This window comes from Mycobacterium sp. SMC-17, from assembly GCF_045310915.1.
GTDB lineage: Bacteria > Actinomycetota > Actinomycetes > Mycobacteriales > Mycobacteriaceae > Mycobacterium.
On sequence record NZ_JBJIAK010000024.1, the window covers coordinates 1 to 24,963 of the forward strand.

The following is a 24,963-nucleotide window of genomic DNA, read 5'->3' on the forward strand; positions in this document are numbered from 1 at the left end:
ACGTATGTTCGAATATCAATGCTTCTACTGCTTCAAACTTTCTGGCAGGCAGTGGAGGAACTGTTGCGATGGCGCCGCGTCGGCGGGACCGAAGAGGGGTCAACGCGACACCGCCGGCCGATCAGCCCGCACACCCCTGCCAGACGACCTGACTGTGATTCACCCAGCCACTGCTGACCAGGTGTTGTAGCTTTCACACGAAACTGACACGCCAAGGAGTGCTGGGTGGAGCCGACACGATTCGGGCAGTACGAGCTGCGCGAACTGATAGGCCGCGGCGGCATGGGCGAGGTCTACGTCGCTTACGACACGAATACCCAGCGCACCGTCGCGCTCAAGGTGCTGCCGCCGCACCTCGCCAAGGACCCCGTGTTCCAGGAGCGGTTCAAGCGCGAGTCGCAGGCCGCCGCGGGCCTCAACGAGCCGCACGTCGTCCCCATTCATGGTTACGGCGAGATCGACAGCCAGCTCTACCTGGACATGCGGCTCATCGAAGGGCGCACCCTCGCCGAAATCCTGGCCGACACCGAGCATCGCCCGAGCCCCGACTTCTCCGTCCGAATCATCGAGCAGATCGCCGCGGCCCTGGACGCCGCGCACGGAACCGGGTTGATCCACCGGGACATCAAGCCCTCCAACATCCTGGTGACCGATCACGACTTCGCCTACCTGATCGACTTCGGCCTCGCCCGCACCGCCGGTGAGCACGGATTGACCACGGCCGGAAGCACTCTCGGCACCTTGGCGTACATGGCGCCCGAGCGATTCGAGGGCGGCCAGGCCGACCCCCGCTCGGACATCTACGCACTGACCTGTGTGCTGTACGAATGCCTCACCGGCCGGCGGCCGTATCCGGCCGACAGTCTCGAGCACCAGATCGCCGGGCACGTCAGCGCGCCCGCCCCGAAGCCGTCCGACGTCGATCGGCGACTCGTCGCATTCGACGACGTCATCGCCAAAGGCATGGCCAAGAAACCCGGCAAGCGCTACCAGCACGCCGGTGAACTCGCCGCGGACGCCCGCGCCGCACTGAGCGCGCAGGTCCGCGTCTCGGGCCGCACCGGCACGCGCACGGGCTCGGGACGCCATGCGGTGCAGACCGACGAACCGAAGCGCCGCACCCGGCAGATCGTCGTCGCCCTCGGCGCGGTGATCGTGCTGGCCGCCGGTGCGGGAACGGCATGGCTCTACTGGTCCCGGCAACACCAGGTCGGGCCGTCGGGTTCGGTGCCGTCGATCGCCGCCAAACTACCTGCCGATCTCAAGGATTCGGGCCGACTGGTCGTCGGAGTCAACATTCCGTATGCGCCAAATGAATTCAAGGCGCCCGACGGCAAGTTCACGGGTTTCGACGTCGACCTGATGACGGCGGTGAGCCGGGTCCTCGGGCTCGAGCCGGAGTTCCGGGAGATCGGCATCTCCAAGATCGTTGCTTCGGTGCATGACGGCCTCATTTCGGTCGGGGCGTCCTCGACCACCGACACCAAACAGCGGGAGAAGTCAGCCGACTTCGTGACGTACTTCAAGGCCGGCGTGCTGTGGGCCAGGCGGGCCGGATCGAGTGTGGATCCCAACGCGGCGTGCGGATTACGGGTGGGCGTGCACCTCGGCTCGGTCGAGGAGACCGACCATCTGCCGGCCCGCAGTGCGGCATGCGTGGCGGCCGGCGTGGCACCCATCGAGATCGTCCCGATCGCCGGCCAGGACGGCGTCACTGCCGCACTGCTTGCCGGCACCGTCGACGCCATGGCAGCCGACTCGCCCGTCACCGGCTACGCCATAAAACTCAGCAGCGGCAAGCTGGAAGCGGCCGGCGGCATCGTCGATGCGCAGCCCTACGGGTGGCCGGTGGCCAAGGGCTCGGCGCTCGCTGCCGCGTTGCAGGCGGCGCTCAAACATCTGATGCAGACCGGTGAATACCGGGAGATCGCCACCAAATGGGGTGTGGAGATGGGCATCATCGACAAGCCGGTCATTAACGGCGCACTGCGCTAGGCCGGCTACTTCGGCCCGATGTCCGCACCCAGCCACCTGCGGCTGACCGCCGCGTAGCTGCCATCACCTTGAATAGTGCTGAGCCACTTGTTGATTCACTGTTGCAGCGCCACGGCATCCTTGGGCATCAGGTAGGCCTTCTGCGCGACGGTGAACGGCTGGTCGGTCGACACTCCGCACAATTGCGGATGTTGTGTCACCTGCCAACGGATTTCGCTGCCGTCGGTGATCATGACGTCAGCCTTGCCCTCTATGACCTGATCGAAAATGGTGTTGTTGTCCGGATATTCGATGATGGTGGCCTGGTGCAGATTGGCGCGGTCGAATTGTTCATTGGTACCGCCGGGATTGGCGACCACTCGCACTCCCCCACGGTCGATGTCGGATAGCGAGCGGTACTTCGCGGCATCGGCGCACCGCACTATCGCAGCTTTACCGTCGCGCAGATACGGGTCGGAGAACAGCGCCTTGGCGGCCCGCTCTGCGGTGACGCTGATGCCGCCGACCGCCAGTTCACATTTCTGCCCCAAGTCGGCCATGAGCGTCGGCCAGGTGGTGGGCACCAGATGCAGCTCCGCTCCGGATTCTCGGGCGAAATCCCGGACCAGATCGATGTCCATGCCGCTCCACTCGCCGGCGGCGTCACGGTAGGTGAACGGGCGATAATCGCCGGTGCTGCACACCGTCAGCGCCTTCGGCGTGGATTTCTCCTGCGGCGAGCTGCATGCTGCCACCGCCGTCACGACCAGCACCGACGCCGCCGCGAACACTGTGCGTCTCATACAGCCAGACTCTCACGCGACCGCCAACTCGCCTACGCTGGCTATATGCGTCGAATCGCGGCACTCGCAGTGGCAGGCGTACTGCTCAGTGCCTGCACGCAGACCGTGCCGGGACAGGCAGGCGCGCCAGATGACCTCAAGTGGCAACGCCCCATCACCGATTCGGTTTCCAGCCTGGGAGGCACGCTCGGCACAGTCGGGGAAGCCATGACCGCGCACGACTTCGTCGCCATGTCGCGGGATTGCACGAAACTGCAAGGCACGTTGGACGATCTCGGCAAGAATCTGCCGACTCCCGACGCGGACGTCAACTCGTCGTTGCAGGACAGCATCGACAACTTCCGGTCGTTCGCCCGCGTCTGCACGATGATGACGCCGGGCACGGCGGACGCGTCGCTCGACCAGCTGAGCGGCTACCTGGACCGCGGCGACAGCTCCATGCGAAAAGCCTTGCAGCAGATGGGCATCGAGCTGCCGGCCGCCCGCTAGCCGGCCGGTTTGCAGGCAACCAGCCCAACGGCCGCCAGATGCGCGCGATGTCGTGCATAGGACACCCGCAACTGCCTGACCCGGCGACGGGCTTCCGGATGCCCCGCGAGCTTCGCGACGAAACGGATTGCGCCCCAGACACCTTCGTCGGCGATCTGGCGTCGCAGCGCCAGCGGTGAGGCGCGCGCGATCCGCACCCGCTCGACCGTCAGCCCCGCATCCGCCAGCAGTTGCTCCCACCCTGCCACCGTCAGCGGCCGGATCTTGGTCAGCGCGGCGCCGGCCAACTGACCCGCGATGTCGGCAGCCTCGGCGTGGGTGTCGGGCGCCATCGCCAATTCGTGCACCGCATAGCGACCACCCGGGCGCAGCAACCGCGCGGCTTCCGCGACGATCGCCTCTTTGGCGTCCGCGTCGTGCAGGGTGAGCAGCCACTCGCCGATCACCACATCCGCGCTGCCGTCGGGCAAGCCCGTATGTGCGGCATCGCCGACCCGCACATTGTCTTGCCCCGCCACCAGAGCGGCGGTGTCGGCGGCATCACGGTCCTGTTCCACACCCAGGTACGAACGCGGGGCACGGGCCAGAATCTCGGCCGCGGTACGCCCCATGCCGGGCGCGAATTCGACGACATCGGCATTGCTGACGTCCACATCGTCCAGCAACGCGCGCGTCAAATGCATGCCGCCGGGCCGCAATACCCGTTTCCCGAGTCTGGCAAGGAGCCAATGCCCGGCCACCGTGAAGTCGCCCCGGTCCGCTCTCGGCAGTGCCGGCGGGATCGGGTGCGGTGGGGCGTAATTGCCGTAGTGCCAATGGTTCATCGTTATTGCGATTCCCGCTCAGCCCGCCCGCAAACGTGTTCCGGCCAATGGCGTTCCACCGCAGGTCAACCCGTTGCCGCCCATAGTTCGTCAACTCCCAGTATGTTGGCCCTGTCGTTCGGTCCTACGTTGTGCCCGAAGGAGCCACATGACCATCGCGTCCCAGCGTCATCGCGTCGTCGTCATCGGATCGGGATTCGGTGGCCTGCAGGCCGCCAAGGCCCTCAAACGTGCCGACGTCGACATCACCTTGATCTCACGCACGACGACCCACCTCTTCCAGCCGTTGCTGTACCAGGTCGCCACCGGCATCCTGTCCGAAGGCGAGATTGCGCCCACGACGCGACTGGTCCTGCGCAAGCAGAAGAACGTCACGGTCCGCCTCGGCGAGGTCGAGCACATCGACCTGAAGGCACAGACCGTCACCTCCAAGCTCATGTCGCAAGTGACGGTCACGCCGTACGACAGCCTTATCGTCGCGGCCGGCGCCCAGCAGTCCTACTTCGGCAACGACCACTTCGCGACGTTCGCGCCCGGTATGAAGACCATCGACGACGCCCTCGAACTGCGCGGTCGCATCCTGGGGGCGTTCGAGGCCGCCGAGGTGGTCACCGACCCGGCGGAACGCGACCGCCGGCTGACGTTCGTCGTCGTGGGCGCCGGGCCGACCGGCGTCGAACTGGCCGGGCAGATCGCCGAGTTGGCGGAGCGCACCCTGGCCGGAGCGTTCCGCAGCATCAAGCCGCAGGACTGCCGCGTGATCCTGCTGGACGCCGCGCCCGCGGTACTGCCCCCGATGGGTCCCAAGCTCGGCGCCAAGGCGCAGAAACGCCTGGAGAAGCTCGGCGTCGAGATCCAGCTCAACGCGATGGTCAGCGACGTCGACTACAAGGGCATCACCGTCAAGGACAAGGACGGCACCGAGCGCCGCATCGACTGCGCCTGCAAGGTCTGGTCGGCCGGTGTGCAGGCGAGCCCGCTGGGCAAGCTCATCGCCGAGCAGTCCGACGGCACCGAGACCGACCGGGCCGGGCGCGTCGTGGTCGAACCCGACCTCACGGTCAAGGGGCACCCGAACGTCTTCGTCATCGGCGATCTCATGGCCGTCCCAGGCGTGCCGGGCATGGCGCAGGGTGCGATCCAGGGCGCCACCTACGCCGCCGACATCATCAAGCGGTCCCTGGCCGGCCAGGACGACCCGGCCAACCGCGAGCCCTTCAAGTACTGGGACAAGGGCAGCATGGCGACCGTGTCGCGGTTCGACGCGGTCGCCCAAGTGCCGGTGCCGTTGACCAAGAAGAAGCTGGAATTCGCCGGACCGTTCGCGTGGCTGTCGTGGCTGGTGCTGCACCTGGTCTATCTGGTGGGATACAAGAACCGCGTGACGACACTGTTCACCTGGTTCGTCACCTTCCTGGGCCGCGGGCGCGCGCAGATGGCGATCACCAGCCAGATGATCTACGCGCGCACCTCGATGCAGCTGCTGCAGAACCAGCTGAACGCATTGGCCGCAGCCGACAAGGTCGAGAAGAACGAATCCGCCTAGACGCGCATGGAGATCCGTTGGAACACAGACCATACGGAACGGCTTCGCCGCGTTGTGGTCGGCTGGGACGGCACCGAGGCCGGTGCGCCGTGCTTCCCGCCGGGCTGGGAACCTGAGCCCGACGATCTGCACCTGCTGCGGATTGCAGCTGCCCACGGCGGGTGCGCGACCGGCACGTATCGATATCGGCGACCCCCGGCCGATATCGGATATTCGCCGTTTGTCGCGCAGCTGACCGACGAAGCGGACTTCGACTTCACCGACCGACACCGCGCCCTACTCGCGCGAATGAGCTGGGAGCTGTCGGATCCCTACGACGACGAGGACATCCCCGGCGCCGACCCCAAACGGCCGTACGGCGACTTCACCTTCTACCAGATCGAAATGGCGCTGACGCTGGGCCTGATCCCGGCGCAGAAGCCGCCCGACCACGATCCGATGACGCCCGAGATCGCGCAAGCCATGACGGACCTGCATTTCCAGATGCAGCCGGCCCTGCAAATCTTCCTGCGGCACTTCGATATTGACGATGGTCGGGTGTTCCGCGGTGAGGAGTGGGGCGGCTGGGTGTCAGCCTGACCGTCAGTCGGCGTGATCGGGACTCCAGGTGCTCGGCAGCATCGGCGCACGCGCGCCGTCGCCGAACTGGTCGCCGGGCACCGCCGTCAATCCGGCCGGGGTCGTTCCCGCCCTCGATACGGCTCCGGTGAACCCCATAGGGCCGGCGCCGCTGTCCGATGCGCCGGATGCCCATTCCGGGGCGACGTCGAGGTCCATATATTCGACAGCGTCACCTTCTTGTTGGCGTCGGCGCGCCTGCCGGGCCGCCGCCGCAGCAGCCGAGGCTTCTCGGGCCGTCGCGGACTCCCGCGCCGACGCGGCGGCGTCGACACGCGTCTGACGCTGAAGCCACGCGCTCGCGCCGATTCCCGAACCGTCACCGACCGCATACGGGAAGCCGGGGTCGCCCACTGGCGGCGGTGCACTGGGTGCCGGTGTGGCGGGCGACGACACCGTGCCGGTCGGCGCCGGTGCAGAGGCACTTGCCGGGCCGGACGCGGGGGCGGCCGTTGACACCGGACTCGGCGTCGGGGCCGTGGCGATGGCGGGCATGGGCGTTTCCTGCGCCGCGGGCAGCGGCTCCGCACCGATCGCCGTCGGGGGCACCTGGATGCCCGCCAGCCCCGCGAAACCGGCCACCCAACCGAGGTTGGCGATCGCCAGGCCAAGTGCCGGCTGAATCAACGCCGGCGCGAACTGGCCCAGCACCGAAGCCAGTTGAGAGGCATGGAAAGTCACGTCCGCCAACACCATCGGCAGATTGGTCAGCAGCGCGGCGGGGTCGGTCAGCAAGTTGTTCCACAACAGTTCGAGGTGCTCGCCCATCTCGGCGCCGACGTCGAACCACCATTCCAGATCGGTCGGGTCCAGATCGCCGTGGCCATGGTCGTGGTCATGGTCATGGTCGTGGTCGTGATCGTGGTCGTCGTGCGCCACGATCTGCGGTGCGGGCGTGGAGTGCGGCGCGGATGTCGTTGCCACCTCAGAAACGGCTTCGTACGTCGCCATCGCGGTCGCGGCCTGTACCCACATGCGGACGTAGTCGGCTTCGGTGACCGCGATGGGAATCGTGTTGATACCAAAGAAGTTTGTGGCCACCAGTGCTGCCTGCGTGGCGTGGTTGGCGGCCAGTTCGGCGAGTGTGGGCATCGTGGCCAACGCGGCGCTGTAGGCGCCGGCGACGGCCTCATGTCGGGCTGCGCGGGCGTGGCTTTCCAGGCCGCTCTGGGTCAGCCACTCCAGATACGGAACGTGTGCGGCCACATATCTCTCGACGGTCGGCCCCTGCCACGCTCCCGCGTGCGTAGCCGCGAGGACGGCCCGAAGCTCCTCGGCGACTGCCGTGTAGGTCGCGCCGAGCGAGGACCATTCGGCGGCGGCCGCGAGCAATGGACCCGGACCCGGACCGCTGCTGAGCAGTGCCGAATGCACCTCCGGCGGCGACGCCATCCACACCGGCATTGCCATCACGCATCCCCCGCCCCGTTAACGATAATGAAAACTATATTCATTAAGGCTAGCAGGCGGGTGCCGCAGTCCGAGAAAATGCGTTGCCGATCGAGCGAAGGCTCTGAAAGATGCGACTTGTCCAGGTCAACCCGCCAGCGCCCCCGGGAGTTCAGCCGTGTCCGACTTCTCGCCGGTCATCACCGACTACTGGGCCGCCGCATTCAGCGGAAAAACGTTGCACACCAACGAACATCTGACGATCACCGTCAACCCCGACCGCGCCCACGACGATCGCGCCGCGATCCTGCGGACGGCCGACGACGACCTGGTGTCGATCGCCGTGAGCCCCGCTGTCGCCGACGCGCTGACCAATGACATTGCCGCACTCGGCAATCCGACCGAGGCCGACATCAGAGCCACACTGGCCACCCGGGGCGTCATGCTGAACGGCGCCGACAATGTGTTTTATCTCTCAGAATCGGCGGCCGACGACATTCTCCGCGACACCGGATCAGCAAACGTCCGCCCACTGACCGATCGCGACGCCGACATCTTTGCGTCGTTCAAAGCGGCTGTGCCGGAACGGGACTGGGACGAGGCGTACGTCGAGCTCGACCACTGGGCCGTGTTCGGCGCATTCGACGGACACGGGCGCCTCGCCAGCATCGGCAGCATGTACCCGTGGGACGACGTGGTTCCGCTGGCCGACATCGGAGTACTGACTCTGGACTCCGCACGAGGCCGAGGACACGCAAACACGTTGGTACGTGAGATGTTTCGCTACGCGCTCACGCAGGGATTCGAGCCGCAATACCGATGCCGGCTGGACAATGCCGCCTCGATCAAGCTGGCCGTCAGTGTGAATCTGCAGCAGTTCGGGCAATGGGAAACCGTCATGCCCGACGATGCGTGACGGTGGGATTGTGTGGTGGTCCCGACTGGGATCGAACCAGTGACCTTCCGCGTGTGAGGCGGACGCTCTCCCCCTGAGCTACGAGACCGGGGAATCTCACCGACCGGATCGGTGCGACGACAGACACTAACACGTCCCGCGACCCGAACGGGAATCGCGTCCCGCCGACGCCGGACCACGCCCGCCGGGACCGACCGAACCCACCACCACGCCGCCTCAGGAGTCACGGGACACAACGCCCGAAACACCGGCCAAGACGCCGTCACCTCTGCGAACCAGGCCGTTTACCAGCGGTTTTCACGCGATTTGTATCTGCTCGCATTCGTGCACTAATGTCTTGCATCGCAACGGACGAACAAAGTTCAACCGGAGCGAAACGCGGATGTAGCGCAGTTGGTAGCGCATCACCTTGCCAAGGTGAGGGTCGCGGGTTCGAATCCCGTCATCCGCTCGAAGGTGCGAATGGCATCAGCCCCAGTGGTGGAGTGGCCGAGTGGTGAGGCAACGGCCTGCAAAGCCGTGCACACGGGTTCGATTCCCGTCTCCACCTCCAAGAGTTTCAACCCGGCGCGATTAGCTCAGCGGGAGAGCGCTTCCCTGACACGGAAGAGGTCACTGGTTCAATCCCAGTATCGCGCACCAGAGTTTCACGACAGGCCCGGTTTTCGAATCGGGCCTTTCTTTTACCCGCACCCAGCAACCCGCAATATATTCGTACCATCGCGCTGTTTTTTCTCGAATCCACGTACAGGCCAGTGATGATGGCTGTAACGTCCAGCTCGCAATATCGGCATATTGCCGAACCGAGCTAACTCTCCGAGGTCGAAATGTTGCGTGCGTTGATCGTTGCTGCCCTGATCACCTCTGCCGGCGTGGCCATCGCCCCCGTCGCGCAGGCATCCGGATACAAGAACTGTTCGGCAGCTCATGCCGACGGTCGGTACAACATTCCGCAGGGCGATCCCGACTACAAGGCGTCCCAAGATCGCGACAACGACGGCATCGCCTGCGAGGGCTGAGCAGAGCCCGCCGCAGCGGGCTCAGACCGCGGCGGCCCGCCGGCCTTCATCCAGTTCTTCACGGACGTGTCGCTCGACAAGAAGTGGCACGAAATCCCGCACCGCGCAGGACGCGAAGGCTTCATGCGCGCGCCGAACCGCAATGGCAATCTGCGCGGGATCAAGGGCCGGATAGCGCGCCGCCAGGCGTGCCACGACATCGTCGATCGCTCGCTCTTCGCTGAACTCGCGCATCGACATATTCTCGCGCAGCGCTCCCCCACACGAGGCCGAAACGAGATAACAGAGTCCGGTCACCGACCGGCGGCCACCTCGTCGTAGAAGATGCCCAGCCGGTCGATCCGCCAGAGCTGACCGTACACCACCAGGACGGCGCCGAACACGGTCGGCCAGATGAGCAGCGCGCCGAGCCCCCACGTCAGCAACACGGCACCGGTCACCGCGCCGGCGACCCAAATTCTTTGGACGACAGCGAATCCCGCCGGCATCTGCGACCGGTCCTGCATCCACAGCCGCTCGCCGTAGATGCCGCGGGAGGACCAGGCGACCGGCTTGTCGACGGGCGCGAACGCGTGCGGGTTCCACCACAACCACGCGATGACCACGCCGACGGGCACCAGGGCCCACCAGCCGATCCAGACGCGACTCCAGATCGCGAGCATCATCAGCGGGATGGCGGCGAATCGCGTCCACACGCTCCATGGGTTGGCGTGGCGCCGCCAGGCCTCGTCGCTCATGCCCGCGGCGCGGGCGTACTTGTCCAAGAGCTTCATCGCAGCATTCCCCTCGCCAGAGTTCGGATGGTCGCCTCGAGCACGTCGTCGTAGCCGGCGCCGAACCGGTCACGGTTCATCACCAGCAGACCGACGGTCCGGATGACGCCCAGCAGGGTGTCCGGGGCGATGTCGTCGACCAAGACGCCATCCCGCTGGCCGGCCGCGAGGTAATCGAGCACCGGGCTGACGATCTGCGGCATGACGCGCGCGAGTTGCTCGGGCCCGACGCGGCGGCTGACCGCCGTCAGCTCGTCGGCATGCGTCAGCAGCCTCCGATAGAACGGATCGTCGACGAGCACATCAGTGATGGCACGCATGAGGCAGACGAGGTTCTCCTCGTCGACCGGCCGACCCAGCACCTCTCTGAGCCGAGCTCCCATCCGGGGCGCCCGCCGCAGCATCACCTCGAGATAGAGCGACTCCTTCGAGTCGAAGAACGCGTAGAAACTGCCCTTGGCGATCCCCGCCGGCCGGACGAGTTCATCCAGCGACGTCTTCTTCAGCCCTTGGGCGGCGAAGAGCTGCTCGGCCGTATCGACCAGGGTGCCCGCAATGCGCGCTTTCTCGTCGGAAGTGAACGCCACCGCCATAGCTATGACTCCTTTGGTCAGACAGTCATAGACTACGTGTTTGCGGCCGTCTCCGCCAGGGCATCCCACCACCACTCAACGCCCCGAAGGCGCTGCCACAGTGAACGCTGACGGATTTGCCTCAGCCGGTGCGTAACGATTTACTGCCGCACTCCGATGATCTGGTTCAGGACGGTGCTACCAATGGCCATCGGCCGATGTTGACGGGCCGGCCAGCTAATTCACCGCGCATACCTGCGCAGCCTCGCGCGCCGGTCGGCGGGCCGCCCACTCAATTGACGTAACGAAACCGGCATCGGCGCAGTTCAAATCACTTGCCGTCCAAATCTCCGCGATCGGCCGAGTGAGTCTGCCCCGTGCCACACCAGCCCCATCAGGCAACAGACGGGCCAACTCGCACTTTCAGTCAGCAAATCCGAATCTGTTACATGAACATTTCAGCAAAGTTCGCTCAATTGGTTGCACAACGCCCGAATGTGGACTACAAATGTTTGCTGTAAGCGAGTTTCGCTCCAGGAGGGACACCAACCATGGCTAACATCACCACTCGCATCGCAGGATCGATCGCTCTCGCTGGAGGCGCCGCGGTCATCGCGCTCGCCGGTGCGGGCTCAGCCGCCGCAGACACCACGCCCGACCAGCAGATCGGCCAGTTCGGCACGCAGATCAACCAGGCCCTCGGCCAGTTCGGCACCCAGAACTTGCAGGCCCTGGGCCAGGCCGGCACGTACTACAACCAGCAGGCCGGCACCGCGGGCACCTTCTACAACCAGGGCGCCGGCCAGCTCGGCACCTTCACCACCCAGCAGCTCGTCGGCCTCGTCGGCGGCGTCTTCGCACCGCAGCACTGATCTCGCGAGAGACATTTCAGGGCGTGGGCCACAGCGGCCCACGCCCTGCGCTGTTTTCTCCACCACTCAGCGCCCCACACACATTGCTAGAAGAGCTAAACTTTGTCGTCATGAGCTCAAAGACGTCGATCGCCGCCGCCGCGGCACTGGCCGTGGTGAGCTGGGGCGCATCGACGGCGGTTGCCGTGGCCGACCCCACGCCCGCTTCCCCGGGTCCCGCGGCTCCCGCCGCAGGCCCGAAGACCAGCATCGACGGTGACGGGCTGTTCATCGTGGGCAAGGACATCGCGCCCGGCACCTACGCCACCGCCGGACCGGTCGGCGACAAGCGCTGCTACTGGCGGCGGATGAACAACGTGGACCCGCACGCCAAGAACAACGTCATCGACAGCGCGATGACCGCCAAGGCGCAGGTCGTGCTGATCGATGAGACCGACAAGGCGTTCAAGACCAGCGGCTGCCAGCCGTGGCACGTCACCGATGCCGCGCCGGACTCCGCCGGACCGGGTCCCAACATTTCGCCGCAGGCGCGCGCCGCGATCGCGATTCTCGGCACCCTCGGCGGAGGCGGCGGCGCTCCGGCGCCGGCGCCCGCACCCGCACCGGCGGCGCCCGCACCTCCAGCTACGCCGTAGTAGTGCATCCTTAGCGGCATGGACGTCGACGCGCTGCTGCAATCGATCCCGCCGGTGGCGGTGTATCTCGTGGTCGGGCTCGTGATCGGGCTCGAAAGTCTGGGCATTCCCCTGCCGGGCGAGATCATTCTGGTCACGGCCGCCGTCATGTCGTCCCGCCACACGCTGGACATCGACCCGATGGGCGTCGGACTGTCCGCCGCGGCCGGCGCCATCATCGGCGACTCGATCGGCTACAGCATCGGCCGCCGGTTCGGCATGTCACTGTTCGAACGCCTGGGCCGGCGGTTTCCCAAACACTTCGGCCCCGGCCACGTCGCACTGGCCCGCCGACTCTTCAGCCGCTGGGGCGTCTGGGCCGTCTTCTTCGGCCGCTTCGTCGCACTGCTGCGCATCTTCGCCGGGCCGCTGGCCGGGGCGCTCAAGATGCACTACACGCGCTTCCTGGCCGCCAACGCGGCCGGCGGCATCGTGTGGGCCTGCGGCACCACGGCCGTCGTCTACTACCTGGGCGTGGCCGCCGAGAAATGGCTGGCCCGGTTCTCCTGGGTCGCACTGCTGGTCGGTGGCCTGCTCGCCCTGACCGTGACCATCGTGCTGAAAGAGCGCACCGCCAAGGCGATCGAGCAGTTGGAAACCGAGCACGACTGGGACACCCTGCGACAGTCGTAGCTTCCGTCAACTTGCGGTTGACGAATTCCATGCGTCAACCTACGGTTGACGCATGGCCACATCTGCTGAATCCGCGCACACCTCCACCCCCAATCCGATCGCCGGCACCATCCGCCTCGACGACCTCATCGAGGCAATCAAGAAGGTGCACACCGAACCGCTCGACCAACTCACCGACGCGATGCTCGCCGCCGAGCATCTCGGCGACATCGCCGACCATCTCATCGGCCACTTCGTCGACCAGGCCCGCCGCTCGGGAGCGTCGTGGACCGACATCGGCACCAGCATGGGCGTCACCAAACAAGCCGCCCAGAAACGCTTCGTCCCCAAGGAACCCCGATTCGACACCATGGATCCCAAGGACGGGTTCAGCCGCTTCACCCCGCGCGCCCGCACCGCTGTCGTCGAAGCCCAGCAGGCCGCGCACACGTCGCGCAGTGCCGAGATCACCACCGACCATCTGTTGCTCGGGCTGCTGACCGACCCGGGTTCACTGGCCATGGTGCTGCTGAGCAACCAAGGCGTCACCGCGGACCAGATCCGCACGGCCGCCGCCGTGCCCGTCGGCACTGCCGAGCCCAAGGCGCTGATCCCGTTCGACGGCGCCGCCAAGAAGGTCCTGGAACTGACGTTCCGCGAGGCACTTCGATTGGGGCACAACTACATCGGGACCGAACACATCCTGCTGGCTCTGCTCGAATCCGAGGACGCCGACGGCCCCCTGCACCGGCTCGGTGTCGACAAGGGTCGTCTCGAAACCGAGCTCGAGAAGATGCTCACCGACTTCGTTGCCGCCCAGCAGTCGGCCGGCGAGCAGTCCGGGCCCGCGTGAGTGTCCACTGACAGGGACAAAACGTCCCACTGGCCTCGGCCGAGTGGCGAGATCTACTCCATTCCGGCGAGGTCATGATGGCGGTATGCCATCATGCGATGCAGTCATAACGGAGAGGACGCGATGAGCACGGGCGTGAATGGCAACAGGACCTACCGCTGGCTGGCGGGTTTGCTCGGCGCGTTGACCCTGCTGGCGGCCACGCTGGCGCCCGCCGCGGCGGCCGAGACGAGCATCGGCAACCTCGGCCAGACGCTCCGCGTCGACTACAAGGGCCTCGTCGCGGACGTCACCGTCCACAACGTGCTGCCGTCGGACGAACCGCCGGGCTGGACCTGGAACGGCTCGCCGCGCTGGCGCGCCCAGGGCGGCCCGTGGAAGGCCGACGTCACCGTGCACGTCATCGCGACGCCCAATCCCCACTGGATGGCCACCGGGGTCACGTTCAGCGGCGTCACCCCCTACGCCGACGCCTACGCCTCCAAGCACACCGACGACCCCAACGCGCTGGAACTCAAGCTGCTGAGCGCGCCCGCGGGCTCGACCGTCGACGGCGTCGTCTACTGGGACGTCTACCGCGGCTTGGTGACCAACGTGGTCATGCTCAACCCGGCCACCGGTACCCATCTCGCGCAGTGGAACATCTGGCAGCCGGGCGACCAGCTGCCCTGAGACTCATACGTCCGGACATAAACTGCCCCTGCCCCGTGCGGACAGGGGCAGTTTTGTGTTTCCGGACAAGGAGATCCCGATGACGGTGCAGGTTCGGCAGGCGCAGACCGACGATCTCGTCGAACTCGCCGACGTGGCCGCCGCGACGTTCCCGTTGGCCTGCCCACCGTCGTCGACGCCGGAGAACATCGCGGCCTTCATCGCCGGCAACCTGTCCGCCGATCGGTTCGGCGACTACCTGCGCGATCCCGAGCGCGCGGTGTTCGTCGCGCACGACGAGGCGCGAATCCTGGGCTACACCATGCTGATTCGCGGGGTGGCCGATGACGCCGACGTGCAGCGCGCCGTGCCGGACCGGCCGGCCGTCGAACTGTCCAAGTGCTACGTGCTGCCCGACGCCCACGGCGGCGACGTCGCGGCGACGCTCATGGATGCGTCGGTCGCCTGCGCGCGGGAGCTCGGCGCCCGCTGCGTCTGGCTGGGCGTCAATCAGGAAAACGAACGCGCCCAACGCTTTTACCGCAAGCACGGGTTCGAGGTCACCGGCACCAAGACGTTTCAGCTCGGCGCCCGGACCGAGAGCGACTACGTGTTGGTGCGGCCGCTGTAGACCTCAGGCGTGCAGCTGCGTGCCCTCGTGGGTCAGCGCGAGCAGGCGCGACGTGGCGCGCAGGTACTTCTTGCGGAAGCCGCCGGCCAGCATCTCTTCGCTGAAGACGGTGTTCATCTTCTCCCCCGACGCCACGACGGGAATGCCCGCGTCGTACAGCCGGTCGATGAGCGACACCAGGCGCAGCGCGACGGACTGGTCGTACACCATGTGCACGCCCGTGATGAAGACCTGGTGCACGTCTTCGATCAACGCGTGATAGCGCGACGGGTGCATGGTGGCCAGGTGTGCGCACAGGGCATCGAACTCGTCGAGCGTGGCGCCGTCGACGCCGACCGCCCAGGTCCGCACGTCCTCTTCCGACGGCGGCACCGGGGCCGACGGCAGCGCCCGCTGCCGGTAGTCGGGTCCTTCGACGCGGACGGTGGTGAAAATGCTTGACAGCGTGTTGATCTCGCGCAGGAAGTCCTGCGCGGCGAAGCGGCCCTCACCCAGCTGTTCGGGCAGCGTGTTCGACGTCGCCGCAATCGAGACGCCGCGCTCGACGAGCGCCGAGAGCAGCCGGGAGATCAGCGTGGTGTTGCCGGGGTCGTCGAGCTCGAACTCATCGATGCAGACCACCACATAGTCGGACAGCAGGTCGATGCACTCGGTGAAGCCGAAGACGCCGGCCAGCTGCGTCAGCTCACCGAACGTGGCAAACGCGGCGGGGCCCGCGTTCGCGCCGGCCAGCGTGTAGTACGTCGAGGCCAGGAGGTGGGTCTTGCCGACACCGAAGCCGCCGTCGAGGTACATGCCGACCCCGGGCAGTGCTTCACGCTTGCCGAACAGCTTCTTCTTGCCGGCCCGCTGGCGGACCGCGTCCTCGCAGAACTTGCGCGCCGAGACCACCGCGGCGGCCTGCGACGGTTCATTGGGATCGGGCCGGTAGGAGTCGAAGCTGACGTCGGCGAATGTGGGCGGCGGCACCAGCTCGGCGATCAGTCTTTCCGGCGTGACGGTCGGATGACGATCGGTCAGGTGCGCGACTTCGCTGGCCCCAGGCATTAACGCACCATAGCGGCGTGTTGCAATGATTCACGTGTCCGATCCCGACGCTGCGACGCAGCTCACAGAGCTCAGCGCGGTAGGCGCTGCCTTCCCGGCCGGCGGCGAGACCGGCGACGACACGCTGCTGGCACCGTTCTACAGCTACCCCGCGAACCTGGACCGGCCGTGGGTGCGGGCCAACATGATCTCCAGCCTGGACGGCGGCGCCACCGACGACGGCCGCGCCGGCGGCCTGGCCGGCCCCGGAGACCGGGCACTGTTCGGCTATATGCGCCAGCAGGCCGACGTCATCCTGGTCGGTGCGGCGACCGTGCGCATCGAGAACTACTCCGGCGCCCAGATGTCCGCGCCGCAACGCCAGGCCCGCCAGCTGCGCGGCCAGGCCGAGGTGCCGCCCATCGCGGTCATCACGCACAGCGCCGACATCCCGCACGACGCCAAGTTCTTCACCCGCACCGAGGTACCGCCGCTGGTCCTGACGAGCCGCGACAGCATCGACGACACCTGCCGGCGATTCACCGGCCTCGCCGAGGTCATCGACGCCTCCGGCGCCGCACCCGACCGCGTCGACCCGCACGTCGTGCTCCGCATCCTCGACGAGCGCGGGCTGCGCCGGGTGCTCACCGAAGGCGGACCGTCAATCCTCAACATGCTCGTCGAGGAAGACCTGATCGACGAGATGTGCGTGACCATCGCGCCGATCCTGGTCGGTGGATTCGCCCGGCGGATCGCCTCGGGCCCCGGCGAGGCACACACCCGGCTACGCCGCAGCCACGTCCTCACCGATACCGCGGGCTACCTGTACACGCGCTACGTCCGCTGACCGGTCTCACCCACCGGCATCGCTACTGTGGTGGCCATGCGTCGCCGCCTGCTGCTCCCGGCCCTGAGCCTGTCGACCGTGGTGCTGTCTACGGTCGTCGCGGGATGCGCTCCGTTGCTGGCCGCCAACCCTCGCTACGTCACCGACTCCGGCGCCCGCCCGCAGGGCGCGGCGACCACCTCCAAGACGCCCGAGGGGCCGCCGCCGATCGCCGTGCCCAAGAAGGACATGACGTGGCATGAATGCACGTCCCGGGTGTTCGGCGACGCGACGGTGCCCGCCGTGCCCGGCGTCATCCTGGACTGCTCCGACTACGACGCCGATCTCGATTCCCTGGGCGGCTCCGCCGGGACCGTCAGCATCGGTGTAGTGCGGGCCCGGCTGGCGACGACCCCGGCCGATGCCGGACCGATCGTCATGACCACCGGATCGGACATCCCGACGTCGCACCAACTGCCGGTGTGGCTGCAGCGCGGCGGCGTCGACCTGTTGAAGGCGCGCCCGGTCGTGGCCGTCGACCGCCGCGGCATGGGCATGTCGGGCCCGCTGAGCTGTGTGTCGAGCAATGATCGCCAGGACCTGCTGGACCAGGCCCAGTTCCTGTCGGGCGACGACCAGGTGGCCAACCTGGCGAAGGTCGCGACCTCGGCCACCACCGACTGCACCGACAGCATCGCGCCGGGAGAGTCGGCCTACGACAACGCGCACTCGGCCGAGGATCTCGAGCGGCTGCGCAGCACCTGGGACGTGCCCGCACTGGCCGTTCTCGGCATCGGCAACGGCGCCCAGATCGCCCTGGCCTACGCGGCGTCGCACCCCACCAAGGTCGCCCGGCTCGTGCTGGACTCCCCCCTGCCACTGGGCATCTCGGCCGAAGCCACGGCCGAGCAGCGCGTCAAGGGCCAGCAGGCGGCGCTCGACGCGTTCGCCGCACAGTGCGTCGCCAACAACTGCCCGCTGGGCCCGGACCCCAAGGGCGCCATCGACGGCATGCTGGCCGACGCCCGCGCCGGACGCGGCGCCGGCGGCGCCTCGACGGCCGGCCTCGTCGAGTCGATCACCACGGCGCTGGGCTACCCGCGCGGCGACGGGCTGGCCAACACCCTGTCCCTGGCCGGTGCGCTGGCCGCGGCCCGCGGCGGCGACGCGACGGCGCTCAACGCGCTGAGTGCGACGGCCGAGGCGACGCGCCAGACCGACGGGCAGTTCGTCAACCGGTGCGACGACTCCGTCAACCGCCCCACGCCGGACCGTGTCCGCGAACTGCTGGTGGCCTGGCCCAAGAAGTACCCGCAGTTCGGCGCCGTCGGTGCGCTCAGCCTGGCGCCGTGCCTGAGCTGGCCCAGCAGCCCCGCGCCCGCGGCCCCCAAGGAACTGAAGGTGCCGATCCTGTTGCTGGGCACCCACAACGACGCGATCGTCGGCGGCGACGGCGTCGCCGCGGTGGCGGCCATGGCGATCAACGCGGGCAACAACAGCCGCCGTGTCATGTGGCAGGGCACCGGCCACGGCACCCTCGTCTACACGACGGCGTGTGCCCTACCCCCGGTGCAGGGCTACCTGACCACCGGCAAGCTGCCGGACACCGACACGTTCTGCCCGGCCTAGCAAGCCGGTCCGACACCCCGTTATAGGGTTCGGTGGTGACGCGCCCTCTATCGCTCCTGAGCGTCTTCGGTCCCCGCACCGGCCCACAGAGCACCGCGAATATCGTTCGCAATGCGCTGTGGCCCATCGCGATCGTGTCGATCATCCACCGCAGCTACGTGCTGACGACCAACGGTTACATCACCGATGACTTCGGTCCGGTGTACCGCGCGGTGTCGAACTTCCGGCGGCACTGGGCCATCTACAACGAGCACTTCAACTATGTCGACCCGCACTACCTGTACCCGCCCGGCGGCACCCTGCTGCTGTCGCCGTTCGGGTTCCTGCCGGAGTTCGCGTCGCGGTTCTGGTTCGTCGCGATCAACTCGATCGCGATCATCATCGCCGCCGGCCTTCTGGTACGGCTGTTCAAGTTCTCGTTGACGTCGGTGGCGTTGCCCGCCCTCCTGCTGGCCATGTACTGCACCGAATCGGTCACCAACACACTGGTTTTCACCAACGTCAACGGCTGCATCCTGCTGGCCGAGGTGCTGTTCTTCACCTGGCTGCTGGACGGCAAGAAGAACCACGAATGGCTGGCCGGAGCCGCCATCGGCCTGACGCTGGTGCTCAAGCCACTGCTGGGCGTCCTGCTGCTGCTGCCCCTGCTGAACCGGCAGTGGCGGGCCCTGGTCGCCGCGTTCGCGGTACCCCTGGTCTTCAACGCCGTGGCCTGGCCGCTGTCGGCCGACCCGATGGGCTTCGTGCGCAACACCGTGCCGTACATCTTCCAGACCCGCGACTACTTCAACAGCTCGGTGCTGGGCAACGGCATCTACTACGGCCTGCCGATGTGGCTGATCATGCTGCTGCGCATCGCCTTCGTGGTGCTGGCCGCCGCCAGCCTGTGGCTGTTGTACCGCTACTACCGCGAGCGCGACCAGCTGTTCTGGATGCTGACGTCGTCGGGTGTCCTGCTGATCACCTCGTGGCTGGTGCTGTCGTTGGCGCAGGGCTACTACTCGATGATGCTGTTCCCGTTCCTGATGACGGTGGTACTGCCGCGGTCGACGATCCGCAGCTGGCCGGCGTGGCTCGCGGTGTACGGCTTCCTCACCATGGACCGCTGGCTCATGTGGCGGTGGCCGACGACCGGCCGGTTCCTCGAGTACATCAAGATCACCTACGGCTGGTCGCTGATGCTCGTCGTGGTGTTCTGCGTGCTGTACTTCCGCTACCTCGACGCCAAGAAGGACGGCCGGCTGGACCAGGGCATCGACCCGTTGTGGTTGTCCAAGCCTCAGCCCGCTCCCCCGGGTAGCGTGAGCGCATGAGCATTCCGCCGCCGAAAGTTGAACTCACCGACTCTCAGTGGCGGGAGAAACTGACTCCCGCCGAGTTCCACGTGCTGCGCGAGGCCGGGACGGAACGCCCGTTCGTCGGCGAATACACCGACACCAAGACCGAGGGCGTCTACCAGTGCCGGGCCTGCGGCGCCGAGCTGTTCCGCAGCACCGAGAAGTTCGATTCCCATTGCGGCTGGCCGTCGTTCTTCGACCCGGCCGACTCGGACGCGGTGATCCTGCGGGCCGACAACAGCCTCGGCATGCGGCGCGTCGAGGTGCTGTGCGCCAACTGCCACAGTCACCTCGGACACGTCTTCGAGGGCGAGGGCTACCCGACCCCGACCGACCAGCGCTACTGCATCAACTCGATCTCGCTTCGCCTGGTTCCGGCCGAGAGCTGAGACGTGGTCGCGCAGCCCACCGACGCACAGTTGCGGCGGTGGCGGCAGCACCTGGCCAATGAACGTGCCGAAGCTGCCGTCTACCGCGATCTGGCGCAGCGCCGTCAGGGCGCCGAACGCGACATCCTGCTCGAACTCGCTCTCGCGGAGGGCCGGCACGAGAAGCACTGGCTGACGCTGCTCGGCGACCAGGTCGGCAAGCCGCATCGGCCCGACCTGCGGACCCGGGCCCTCGGGTTTCTCGCCCGGCACCTCGGCTCGGTGTTCACCCTCGCGCTGGCGCAACGGGCCGAAGCGCGCTCGGAGTACGAGACCGACGTCGACGCCACGCCGACCATGGCCGCCGACGAGCGCATCCACATGGAAGTTGTTCGCGCCCTTGCCAGTAGAGGCCGCGACCAGCTGTCGGGCAGCTTCCGCGCCGCGGTGTTCGGCGCCAACGACGGGCTCGTCAGCAACCTGGCGCTGGTCCTGGGCATCGGCGCCACCGGGGTGTCGAGCGCGACGATCCTGGCCACCGGACTCGCGGGGCTGATCGCCGGGGCCCTGTCGATGGGCGCCGGCGAGTACGTCTCGGTCAACTCGCAACTCGAACTGCTCGAGGCGTCGACACCCAGCGCCACGGCGGGCACCGCCGTACGGGCGCTCGACGTCGACGCCAACGAACTCGAGCTGGTGTACCGGGCCCGCGGGATGAGCCCCGAGGACGCGGCCGCCCGCGCCGCCGACGTCTTCGCGAGCCTGCGGGCGGGCGCGATGGCCGACTCGCCGCTGGGCGAGGTGTCGAGCGAGAAGCACGAAGCCGTCGGCACCGGTTTGCGCGCCGCGGTGTCCAGCTTTCTGTTCTTCGCGTCCGGCGCACTGATCCCCGTGCTCCCCTACCTGTTCGGGCTCACCGGCATCACCGCCGTCGTCGTCTCGGCGGTCCTGGTCGGGCTGGCGTTGCTATCCACGGGCATGATCGTCGGCCTACTCTCCGGCGGTCCGCCGCTGCGACGGGCGTTGCGCCAGTTGATGATCGGCTACGGCGCGGCCGCGGTGACGTACGTGCTGGGCCTGCTGTTCGGGACCGCGGTCGGCTGATGAAGCAGTCGGTGCAGGAACGCCGCGACGCCGGGCGAGCCGCCCGCGCCAGGCTGCCCCGAGCGGCGCTGGCCGACGTCCACATCACCGCCGACCGGCCCGACCCGGTGGCTCTGCTGCAGTCGCAGGCGACCTCCCGGATCGCCGACCTCGTCCCCATCCGATACGGCCGGATGCTGACCTCGGCACTGGCGTTCTATCGTGGCGCGGCCCTGATCATGGCCTCAGATTTGGCGGCCGGCCCACACACCGGACTGACCGCGCAACTGTGCGGCGATGCCCACCTGTGCAACTTCGGCCTGTTCGGCTCACCCGAACGCAATCTGGTGTTCGACGTCAACGACTTCGACGAGACCCTGCCCGGGCCGTGGGAATGGGACGTGAAGCGGTTGGTGGCGAGTCTGGCAATCGCCGGCCGGGACAACGGCTTTCAAGCAGACGCCCGCGCAGAGGTTGTCCGCAGCTGCGTCAGCGGCTACCGCACCCGCATGCAGGAGCTGGCCGGCATGGGCGAACTGGCGGCCTGGTACACCCAGACCACCGTGGACGCCGAGTTGCAGAACAGCGTCGACACCAAGTTCGCCCGCGAGATCCAGCAGACCGCGGCCAAGGCCCGCGCCCATGACAGTCTCCAGGCCGTCGCCAAGCTGACCGAAACGGTCGACGGCCAGAGCCGGCTCATCAGCCGACCGCCGTTGGTGGTCCCCATCGAAGAACTGGTCGGCGCCGACCGGGCCCGTCAGTACCAGCAGCAGATGACACCGTTCATGCAGCGCTACCGCGACAGCCTGGAAGACAGCCGGCGGGCCCTCATCGAGCGGTTCGACTACGTAACCATGGCGCGCAAGGTGGTCGGCGTCGGCAGCGTCGGTCTGCGGGCGTGGATCGTGTTGTTGACCGGGCGCGACAGCGGCGACCCGCTGCTGCTGCAGATGAAGGAGGCCCAGCCCTCGGTCCTGGAGCGTTTCGTCGGCGCCAGCGCGTATGCGAATGCCGCCCAACGGGTTTCGGTCGGGCAACGGCTGATGCAGGCCAGCAGCGACATCCTGCTCGGGTGGCTGCACGCCGTCGGGCCGGACGGCTACGAGGCCGACTATTACGTCCGCCAGCTCCACGACTGGAAGGGTGCGGTGTCGGTGCAGACATCGAGCCCGAAGCTGCTGGCCGACTACGGGCGGGCCTGCGCCCACGCGCTGGCCCGGGCCCACTCCCGTACCGGCGATCGCATCGCGATCGCCGCCTACCTCGGCAGCAGCGACGCTGCCGATACCGCATTGACCCGGTTCGCCGAGGCCTACGCCGACCAGAACGAGCGCGATTTCACCGCGCTGCGCGACGCTGTCGCCGCTGGGCGGGTGACCGCAGAGTCCGACCTCTGACTCGTTCAGGGCAGGTTGGCGACCAGCTGCTCGATGCCGACCCGCGGACCGGTGAAGAACGGCGTCTCCTCGCGGACGTGGCGACGCGCGTCGGTGTAGCGCAGCTTCCACATCAGCTCGACGATGCGGGCCAGGTCCGGACCCTCGAAGGCGAGAATCCACTCGTAGTCACCCAGCGCGAACGCCGGCACGGTGTTGGCGCGGACATCGGGGTACTCGCGGCCACCCATGCCGTGCTCGACCAGCATGCGGCGACGGTCGTCGTCGGGCAGCAGGTACCAATCCAGCGACCGCACGAACGGGTAGACGCAGATGTAGTCGCCCGGGTCCTCGCCCGCGATGAACGCCGGCAGATGGCTCTTGTTGAACTCGGCCGGACGGTGCAGCGCGACGGCGCTCCACACGGGCTCGGTGGCGGCACCGAGCGCGGTGCGACGGAAGCCGGTGTAGGTGGCCTGCAGGTCCTCGACGCGCTCGGCGTGGGTCCACATCATGAAGTCGGCGTCGGCCCGGAAGCCCGCCACGTCGTAGAGCCCGCGGACGACGACGCCCGCGTCTTCGCGCTTCTTGAGGTACGCGGCAGTCTCGGCGGCGATGCCGGCCCGCGACTTCTCGTCCGCCGGCAGCTCATCCGGCTGCACGGCGAAGACCGAGATCATCATGTACCGGGTCACCGCGTTGAGGGCGTCGTAGTCGAGCTTGGCCATGCGTCTATCGTGCCCTATCGCGGAACGCCGCCACCGACCACCTCCATGGCCGCGCGGGTTCCCGACGCCACACATGCGGGTACCCCGATACCGTCCAGATAGCCGCCCGCGACGGCCAGTCCCGTCGGCAGCCCGGCGCGCAGCTCGTCGACCAGTTCGAGGTGACCCGGACCGTACTGCGGCATGGCGTCGATCCAGCGCTGCACCAGGTAGTCCACCGGCTCGGCGGTGATCCCGAACAGCGCCCGCAGGTCCTCCAGCGACCACGCCAGTAGCCGGTCGTCGCCGACGTTGCGGGCCAGATCGTCACCGAACCGGCCGTACGACAACCGCAACAGCTCGACGTTGCCGCCGCGTCCCCACTTGCGCGACGTGAGGGTGATCGCCTTGGAATGCAACGCTTCTCCCGCGGCCATCAGAACGCCGGATTGCTGCGGCAGCGGTGTGCCGCCGGGCAGCGCGAGGGCAACGACTGCCGCGGACGCGATGGGGATCAACCGCGCCATGGCCGCACTGCCCGGGGCGATGTTCTCGAGCAGCTTGGCCACGCGCGGCGCCGGCAGCGCCAGCACCACGGCGTCGGCCGACCAATACTTGCTCTCGTCGTCACGCAGTTGCCAGGCCCGGCCCACTGAATCCAGTGCCTCGATACCGACCTGCGCCCACTGGGCGCCGGTCCTCCGGATCAGTTCGTCGAGGAGGACGCCGTACCCGCCGTCAACCGCGCCGAACACCGAGGCGCTCGTGGGTGGCGCCGCGGCCAGCACCGAGGCCACCGCGGCCGTCAGACTCGGGGCACCGCGATCGAGCGCGGCGGCCAGCGCGGGCACCGCACTGCGGATGCCGATGGTCTTGGCCGAACCGGCATAGACGCCGGCCAGCAGCGGGTCGACCGACCGGGTCACCACCTGGGCGCCGAACCGGTCACCGACCAACTGTGCGACGGTCGGGTCGGCATTCGGTTGCCAGCTGAGGGGTCGGTTCGGCTCGCTCGCGATCTGCGCCAGTGTCGCGTCGTCGACCAGGCCGCGCAGGTTCGCGCCGGGCCCTGGGATGCCCTGCATGGTGCCCTCGGGCATCGGGTGCAACCGGCCGCCGCTGTAGATCAACGGGCGCACGCCGGTGGTGCCGACCTGCCGCAGGCCCAGTTCTTTCAGCAGCGACGTGACCTCGGGCCGGCGGGCCACGAAGGCCTCGGCGCCGACGTCCAGGGTCTGACCGGCGAGCCGTTCGGTGCGCAGGACACCACCCAGCCGGTCGGCCGGATCGAAGATCGTGATGCGTGCCCCCGGGTCGGCCTGGCGCAACCGGTAGGCCGCGACCAGACCCGAAATGCCGCCGCCGACAACGCAATACGTCTTACTCATCTAC

The 24,963-nt window shown here is 67.6% G+C and carries 27 protein-coding genes and 4 tRNA genes; 21 read left to right on the forward strand and 10 right to left on the reverse strand.

Translation table 11 applies throughout. From position 1 onward, the window contains the following. Positions 1-225 precede the first annotated feature (225 nt). Complete coding sequence (locus tag ACJH7A_RS16575) at positions 226-1,995, forward strand: serine/threonine-protein kinase (RefSeq protein WP_212811643.1); 1,770 nt, start codon at positions 226-228, stop codon at positions 1,993-1,995. A gap of 95 nt (positions 1,996-2,090) precedes the next feature. Here ACJH7A_RS16575 and ACJH7A_RS16580 read toward each other — a convergent pair whose 3' ends face one another. Next, complete coding sequence (locus ACJH7A_RS16580; protein WP_244872571.1) at positions 2,091-2,777, reverse strand: transporter substrate-binding domain-containing protein; 687 nt, start codon at positions 2,775-2,777, stop codon at positions 2,091-2,093. 45 nt (positions 2,778-2,822) lie between these two features. Here ACJH7A_RS16580 and ACJH7A_RS16585 point away from each other — a divergent pair, with 45 nt between their 5' ends. After that, a complete protein-coding gene (locus ACJH7A_RS16585; protein WP_212811644.1) occupies positions 2,823-3,266 on the forward strand; it encodes a hypothetical protein in 444 nt (147 codons plus the stop codon). Here the strand turns inward: ACJH7A_RS16585 and ACJH7A_RS16590 are convergent. Next, the gene (locus ACJH7A_RS16590; protein WP_406802367.1) at positions 3,263-4,090 is read right to left on the reverse strand and encodes a class I SAM-dependent methyltransferase; all 828 of its coding nucleotides are present in this window, start codon (positions 4,088-4,090) and stop codon (positions 3,263-3,265) included. The genes ACJH7A_RS16585 and ACJH7A_RS16590 overlap by 4 nt on opposite strands. A gap of 148 nt (positions 4,091-4,238) precedes the next feature. Between ACJH7A_RS16590 and ACJH7A_RS16595 the strand changes: the two genes are divergently transcribed. Together ACJH7A_RS16595 and ACJH7A_RS16600 are read left to right on the forward strand one after the other, a co-directional pair. After that, positions 4,239-5,636, forward strand: a complete 1,398-nt coding sequence (locus ACJH7A_RS16595) for an NAD(P)/FAD-dependent oxidoreductase (RefSeq protein WP_135356921.1) — start codon at positions 4,239-4,241, stop codon at positions 5,634-5,636. A gap of 6 nt (positions 5,637-5,642) precedes the next feature. Then, entirely contained in the window at positions 5,643-6,215 is a 573-nt protein-coding gene (locus ACJH7A_RS16600) for a hypothetical protein (protein WP_406802368.1), read from the forward strand. 3 nt (positions 6,216-6,218) lie between these two features. On the opposite strand, the gene ACJH7A_RS16605 is transcribed toward ACJH7A_RS16600, so the two are convergent. Beyond that, entirely contained in the window at positions 6,219-7,667 is a 1,449-nt protein-coding gene (locus tag ACJH7A_RS16605; protein ID WP_406802369.1) for a PPE family protein, read from the reverse strand. 154 nt (positions 7,668-7,821) lie between these two features. On the opposite strand from ACJH7A_RS16605, the gene ACJH7A_RS16610 reads away from it, so the two are divergent. Further along, positions 7,822-8,559, forward strand: coding sequence for a GNAT family N-acetyltransferase (locus ACJH7A_RS16610; RefSeq protein WP_135356919.1), 738 nt, complete (start codon positions 7,822-7,824; stop codon positions 8,557-8,559). Between the two features lie 13 nt (positions 8,560-8,572). On the opposite strand, the gene ACJH7A_RS16615 is transcribed toward ACJH7A_RS16610, so the two are convergent. After that, positions 8,573-8,647: transfer RNA gene (locus ACJH7A_RS16615), tRNA-Val, on the reverse strand. Between the two features lie 290 nt (positions 8,648-8,937). Here ACJH7A_RS16615 and ACJH7A_RS16620 point away from each other — a divergent pair. From ACJH7A_RS16620 to ACJH7A_RS16635, 4 genes are all read left to right on the forward strand, one after another. After that, positions 8,938-9,010, forward strand: a tRNA-Gly gene (locus tag ACJH7A_RS16620). 28 nt (positions 9,011-9,038) lie between these two features. Then, positions 9,039-9,112: transfer RNA gene (locus ACJH7A_RS16625), tRNA-Cys, on the forward strand. 14 nt (positions 9,113-9,126) lie between these two features. Then, positions 9,127-9,201: transfer RNA gene (locus ACJH7A_RS16630), tRNA-Val, on the forward strand. 185 nt (positions 9,202-9,386) lie between these two features. Continuing rightward, positions 9,387-9,578 carry an excalibur calcium-binding domain-containing protein gene (locus tag ACJH7A_RS16635; protein ID WP_135356918.1) on the forward strand — a complete coding sequence of 64 codons (192 nt, stop codon included), beginning with the start codon at positions 9,387-9,389 and terminating at the stop codon, positions 9,576-9,578. A 21-nt stretch (positions 9,579-9,599) separates the two neighbouring features. Here the strand turns inward: ACJH7A_RS16635 and ACJH7A_RS16640 are convergent, their stop codons facing one another. From ACJH7A_RS16640 to ACJH7A_RS16650, 3 genes are read right to left on the reverse strand one after another with little or no spacing between them, the layout of a single operon-like run. Beyond that, positions 9,600-9,812 (reverse strand): three-helix bundle dimerization domain-containing protein, encoded by a 213-nt coding sequence (locus tag ACJH7A_RS16640; protein WP_212811650.1) that lies wholly within the window; start codon positions 9,810-9,812, stop codon positions 9,600-9,602. Positions 9,813-9,871: 59 nt separating this feature from the next. After that, positions 9,872-10,351 carry a DUF6653 family protein gene (locus tag ACJH7A_RS16645; protein ID WP_135356916.1) on the reverse strand — a complete coding sequence of 160 codons (480 nt, stop codon included), beginning with the start codon at positions 10,349-10,351 and terminating at the stop codon, positions 9,872-9,874. Further along, a complete protein-coding gene (locus ACJH7A_RS16650; protein WP_212811651.1) occupies positions 10,348-10,944 on the reverse strand; it encodes a TetR/AcrR family transcriptional regulator in 597 nt (198 codons plus the stop codon). Before ACJH7A_RS16650 ends, ACJH7A_RS16645 begins: the two co-directional genes overlap by 4 nt. A gap of 530 nt (positions 10,945-11,474) precedes the next feature. Here ACJH7A_RS16650 and ACJH7A_RS16655 point away from each other — a divergent pair. The 6 genes from ACJH7A_RS16655 (at position 11,475) to ACJH7A_RS16680 (ending at position 15,216) form a co-directional block, all read left to right on the forward strand. Beyond that, positions 11,475-11,795 (forward strand): hypothetical protein, encoded by a 321-nt coding sequence (locus ACJH7A_RS16655; RefSeq protein ID WP_212811652.1) that lies wholly within the window; start codon positions 11,475-11,477, stop codon positions 11,793-11,795. Positions 11,796-11,905: 110 nt separating this feature from the next. After that, positions 11,906-12,430, forward strand: coding sequence for a hypothetical protein (locus tag ACJH7A_RS16660; RefSeq protein WP_135356913.1), 525 nt, complete (start codon positions 11,906-11,908; stop codon positions 12,428-12,430). Positions 12,431-12,448: 18 nt separating this feature from the next. Further along, positions 12,449-13,102, forward strand: a complete 654-nt coding sequence (locus ACJH7A_RS16665) for a DedA family protein (RefSeq protein WP_135356912.1) — start codon at positions 12,449-12,451, stop codon at positions 13,100-13,102. A 52-nt stretch (positions 13,103-13,154) separates the two neighbouring features. Next, complete coding sequence (locus tag ACJH7A_RS16670) at positions 13,155-13,934, forward strand: Clp protease N-terminal domain-containing protein (RefSeq protein ID WP_135356911.1); 780 nt, start codon at positions 13,155-13,157, stop codon at positions 13,932-13,934. Between the two features lie 123 nt (positions 13,935-14,057). Next, entirely contained in the window at positions 14,058-14,606 is a 549-nt protein-coding gene (locus ACJH7A_RS16675) for a hypothetical protein (protein ID WP_135356910.1), read from the forward strand. A 79-nt stretch (positions 14,607-14,685) separates the two neighbouring features. Beyond that, positions 14,686-15,216 carry a GNAT family N-acetyltransferase gene (locus tag ACJH7A_RS16680; protein ID WP_135356909.1) on the forward strand — a complete coding sequence of 177 codons (531 nt, stop codon included), beginning with the start codon at positions 14,686-14,688 and terminating at the stop codon, positions 15,214-15,216. Between the two features lie 3 nt (positions 15,217-15,219). Here the strand turns inward: ACJH7A_RS16680 and zapE are convergent, their stop codons facing one another. Further along, positions 15,220-16,263: a cell division protein ZapE gene (gene zapE / locus ACJH7A_RS16685; protein WP_406802370.1), complete on the reverse strand. Its 1,044-nt coding sequence runs from the start codon at positions 16,261-16,263 to the stop codon at positions 15,220-15,222. Between the two features lie 34 nt (positions 16,264-16,297). Between zapE and ACJH7A_RS16690 the strand changes: the two genes are divergently transcribed. From ACJH7A_RS16690 to ACJH7A_RS16715, 6 genes are read left to right on the forward strand one after another with little or no spacing between them, the layout of a single operon-like run. Next, positions 16,298-17,089: a pyrimidine reductase family protein gene (locus ACJH7A_RS16690; protein ID WP_406802371.1), complete on the forward strand. Its 792-nt coding sequence runs from the start codon at positions 16,298-16,300 to the stop codon at positions 17,087-17,089. Between the two features lie 36 nt (positions 17,090-17,125). Next, positions 17,126-18,697, forward strand: coding sequence for an alpha/beta fold hydrolase (locus ACJH7A_RS16695; protein ID WP_406802372.1), 1,572 nt, complete (start codon positions 17,126-17,128; stop codon positions 18,695-18,697). Between the two features lie 35 nt (positions 18,698-18,732). Beyond that, entirely contained in the window at positions 18,733-20,010 is a 1,278-nt protein-coding gene (gene aftC, locus ACJH7A_RS16700) for an arabinofuranan 3-O-arabinosyltransferase (RefSeq protein ID WP_406802373.1), read from the forward strand. Next, a complete protein-coding gene (gene msrB / locus ACJH7A_RS16705; protein WP_212811659.1) occupies positions 20,007-20,423 on the forward strand; it encodes a peptide-methionine (R)-S-oxide reductase MsrB in 417 nt (138 codons plus the stop codon). The genes aftC and msrB overlap by 4 nt, the downstream gene beginning before the upstream one ends. Before the next feature lie 3 nt (positions 20,424-20,426). After that, positions 20,427-21,506 (forward strand): VIT1/CCC1 transporter family protein, encoded by a 1,080-nt coding sequence (locus ACJH7A_RS16710; RefSeq protein WP_212811661.1) that lies wholly within the window; start codon positions 20,427-20,429, stop codon positions 21,504-21,506. After that, a complete protein-coding gene (locus ACJH7A_RS16715) occupies positions 21,506-22,885 on the forward strand; it encodes a DUF2252 domain-containing protein (RefSeq protein WP_212811663.1) in 1,380 nt (459 codons plus the stop codon). The genes ACJH7A_RS16710 and ACJH7A_RS16715 overlap by 1 nt, the downstream gene beginning before the upstream one ends. A gap of 5 nt (positions 22,886-22,890) precedes the next feature. Here ACJH7A_RS16715 and hemQ read toward each other — a convergent pair whose 3' ends face one another. Both hemQ and ACJH7A_RS16725 read right to left on the reverse strand, forming a co-directional pair. Continuing rightward, complete coding sequence (gene hemQ / locus ACJH7A_RS16720) at positions 22,891-23,592, reverse strand: hydrogen peroxide-dependent heme synthase (RefSeq protein ID WP_020101812.1); 702 nt, start codon at positions 23,590-23,592, stop codon at positions 22,891-22,893. Positions 23,593-23,606: 14 nt separating this feature from the next. After that, positions 23,607-24,959: a protoporphyrinogen oxidase gene (locus ACJH7A_RS16725; protein ID WP_212811665.1), complete on the reverse strand. Its 1,353-nt coding sequence runs from the start codon at positions 24,957-24,959 to the stop codon at positions 23,607-23,609. Between the last annotated feature and the right edge of the window lie 4 nt (positions 24,960-24,963).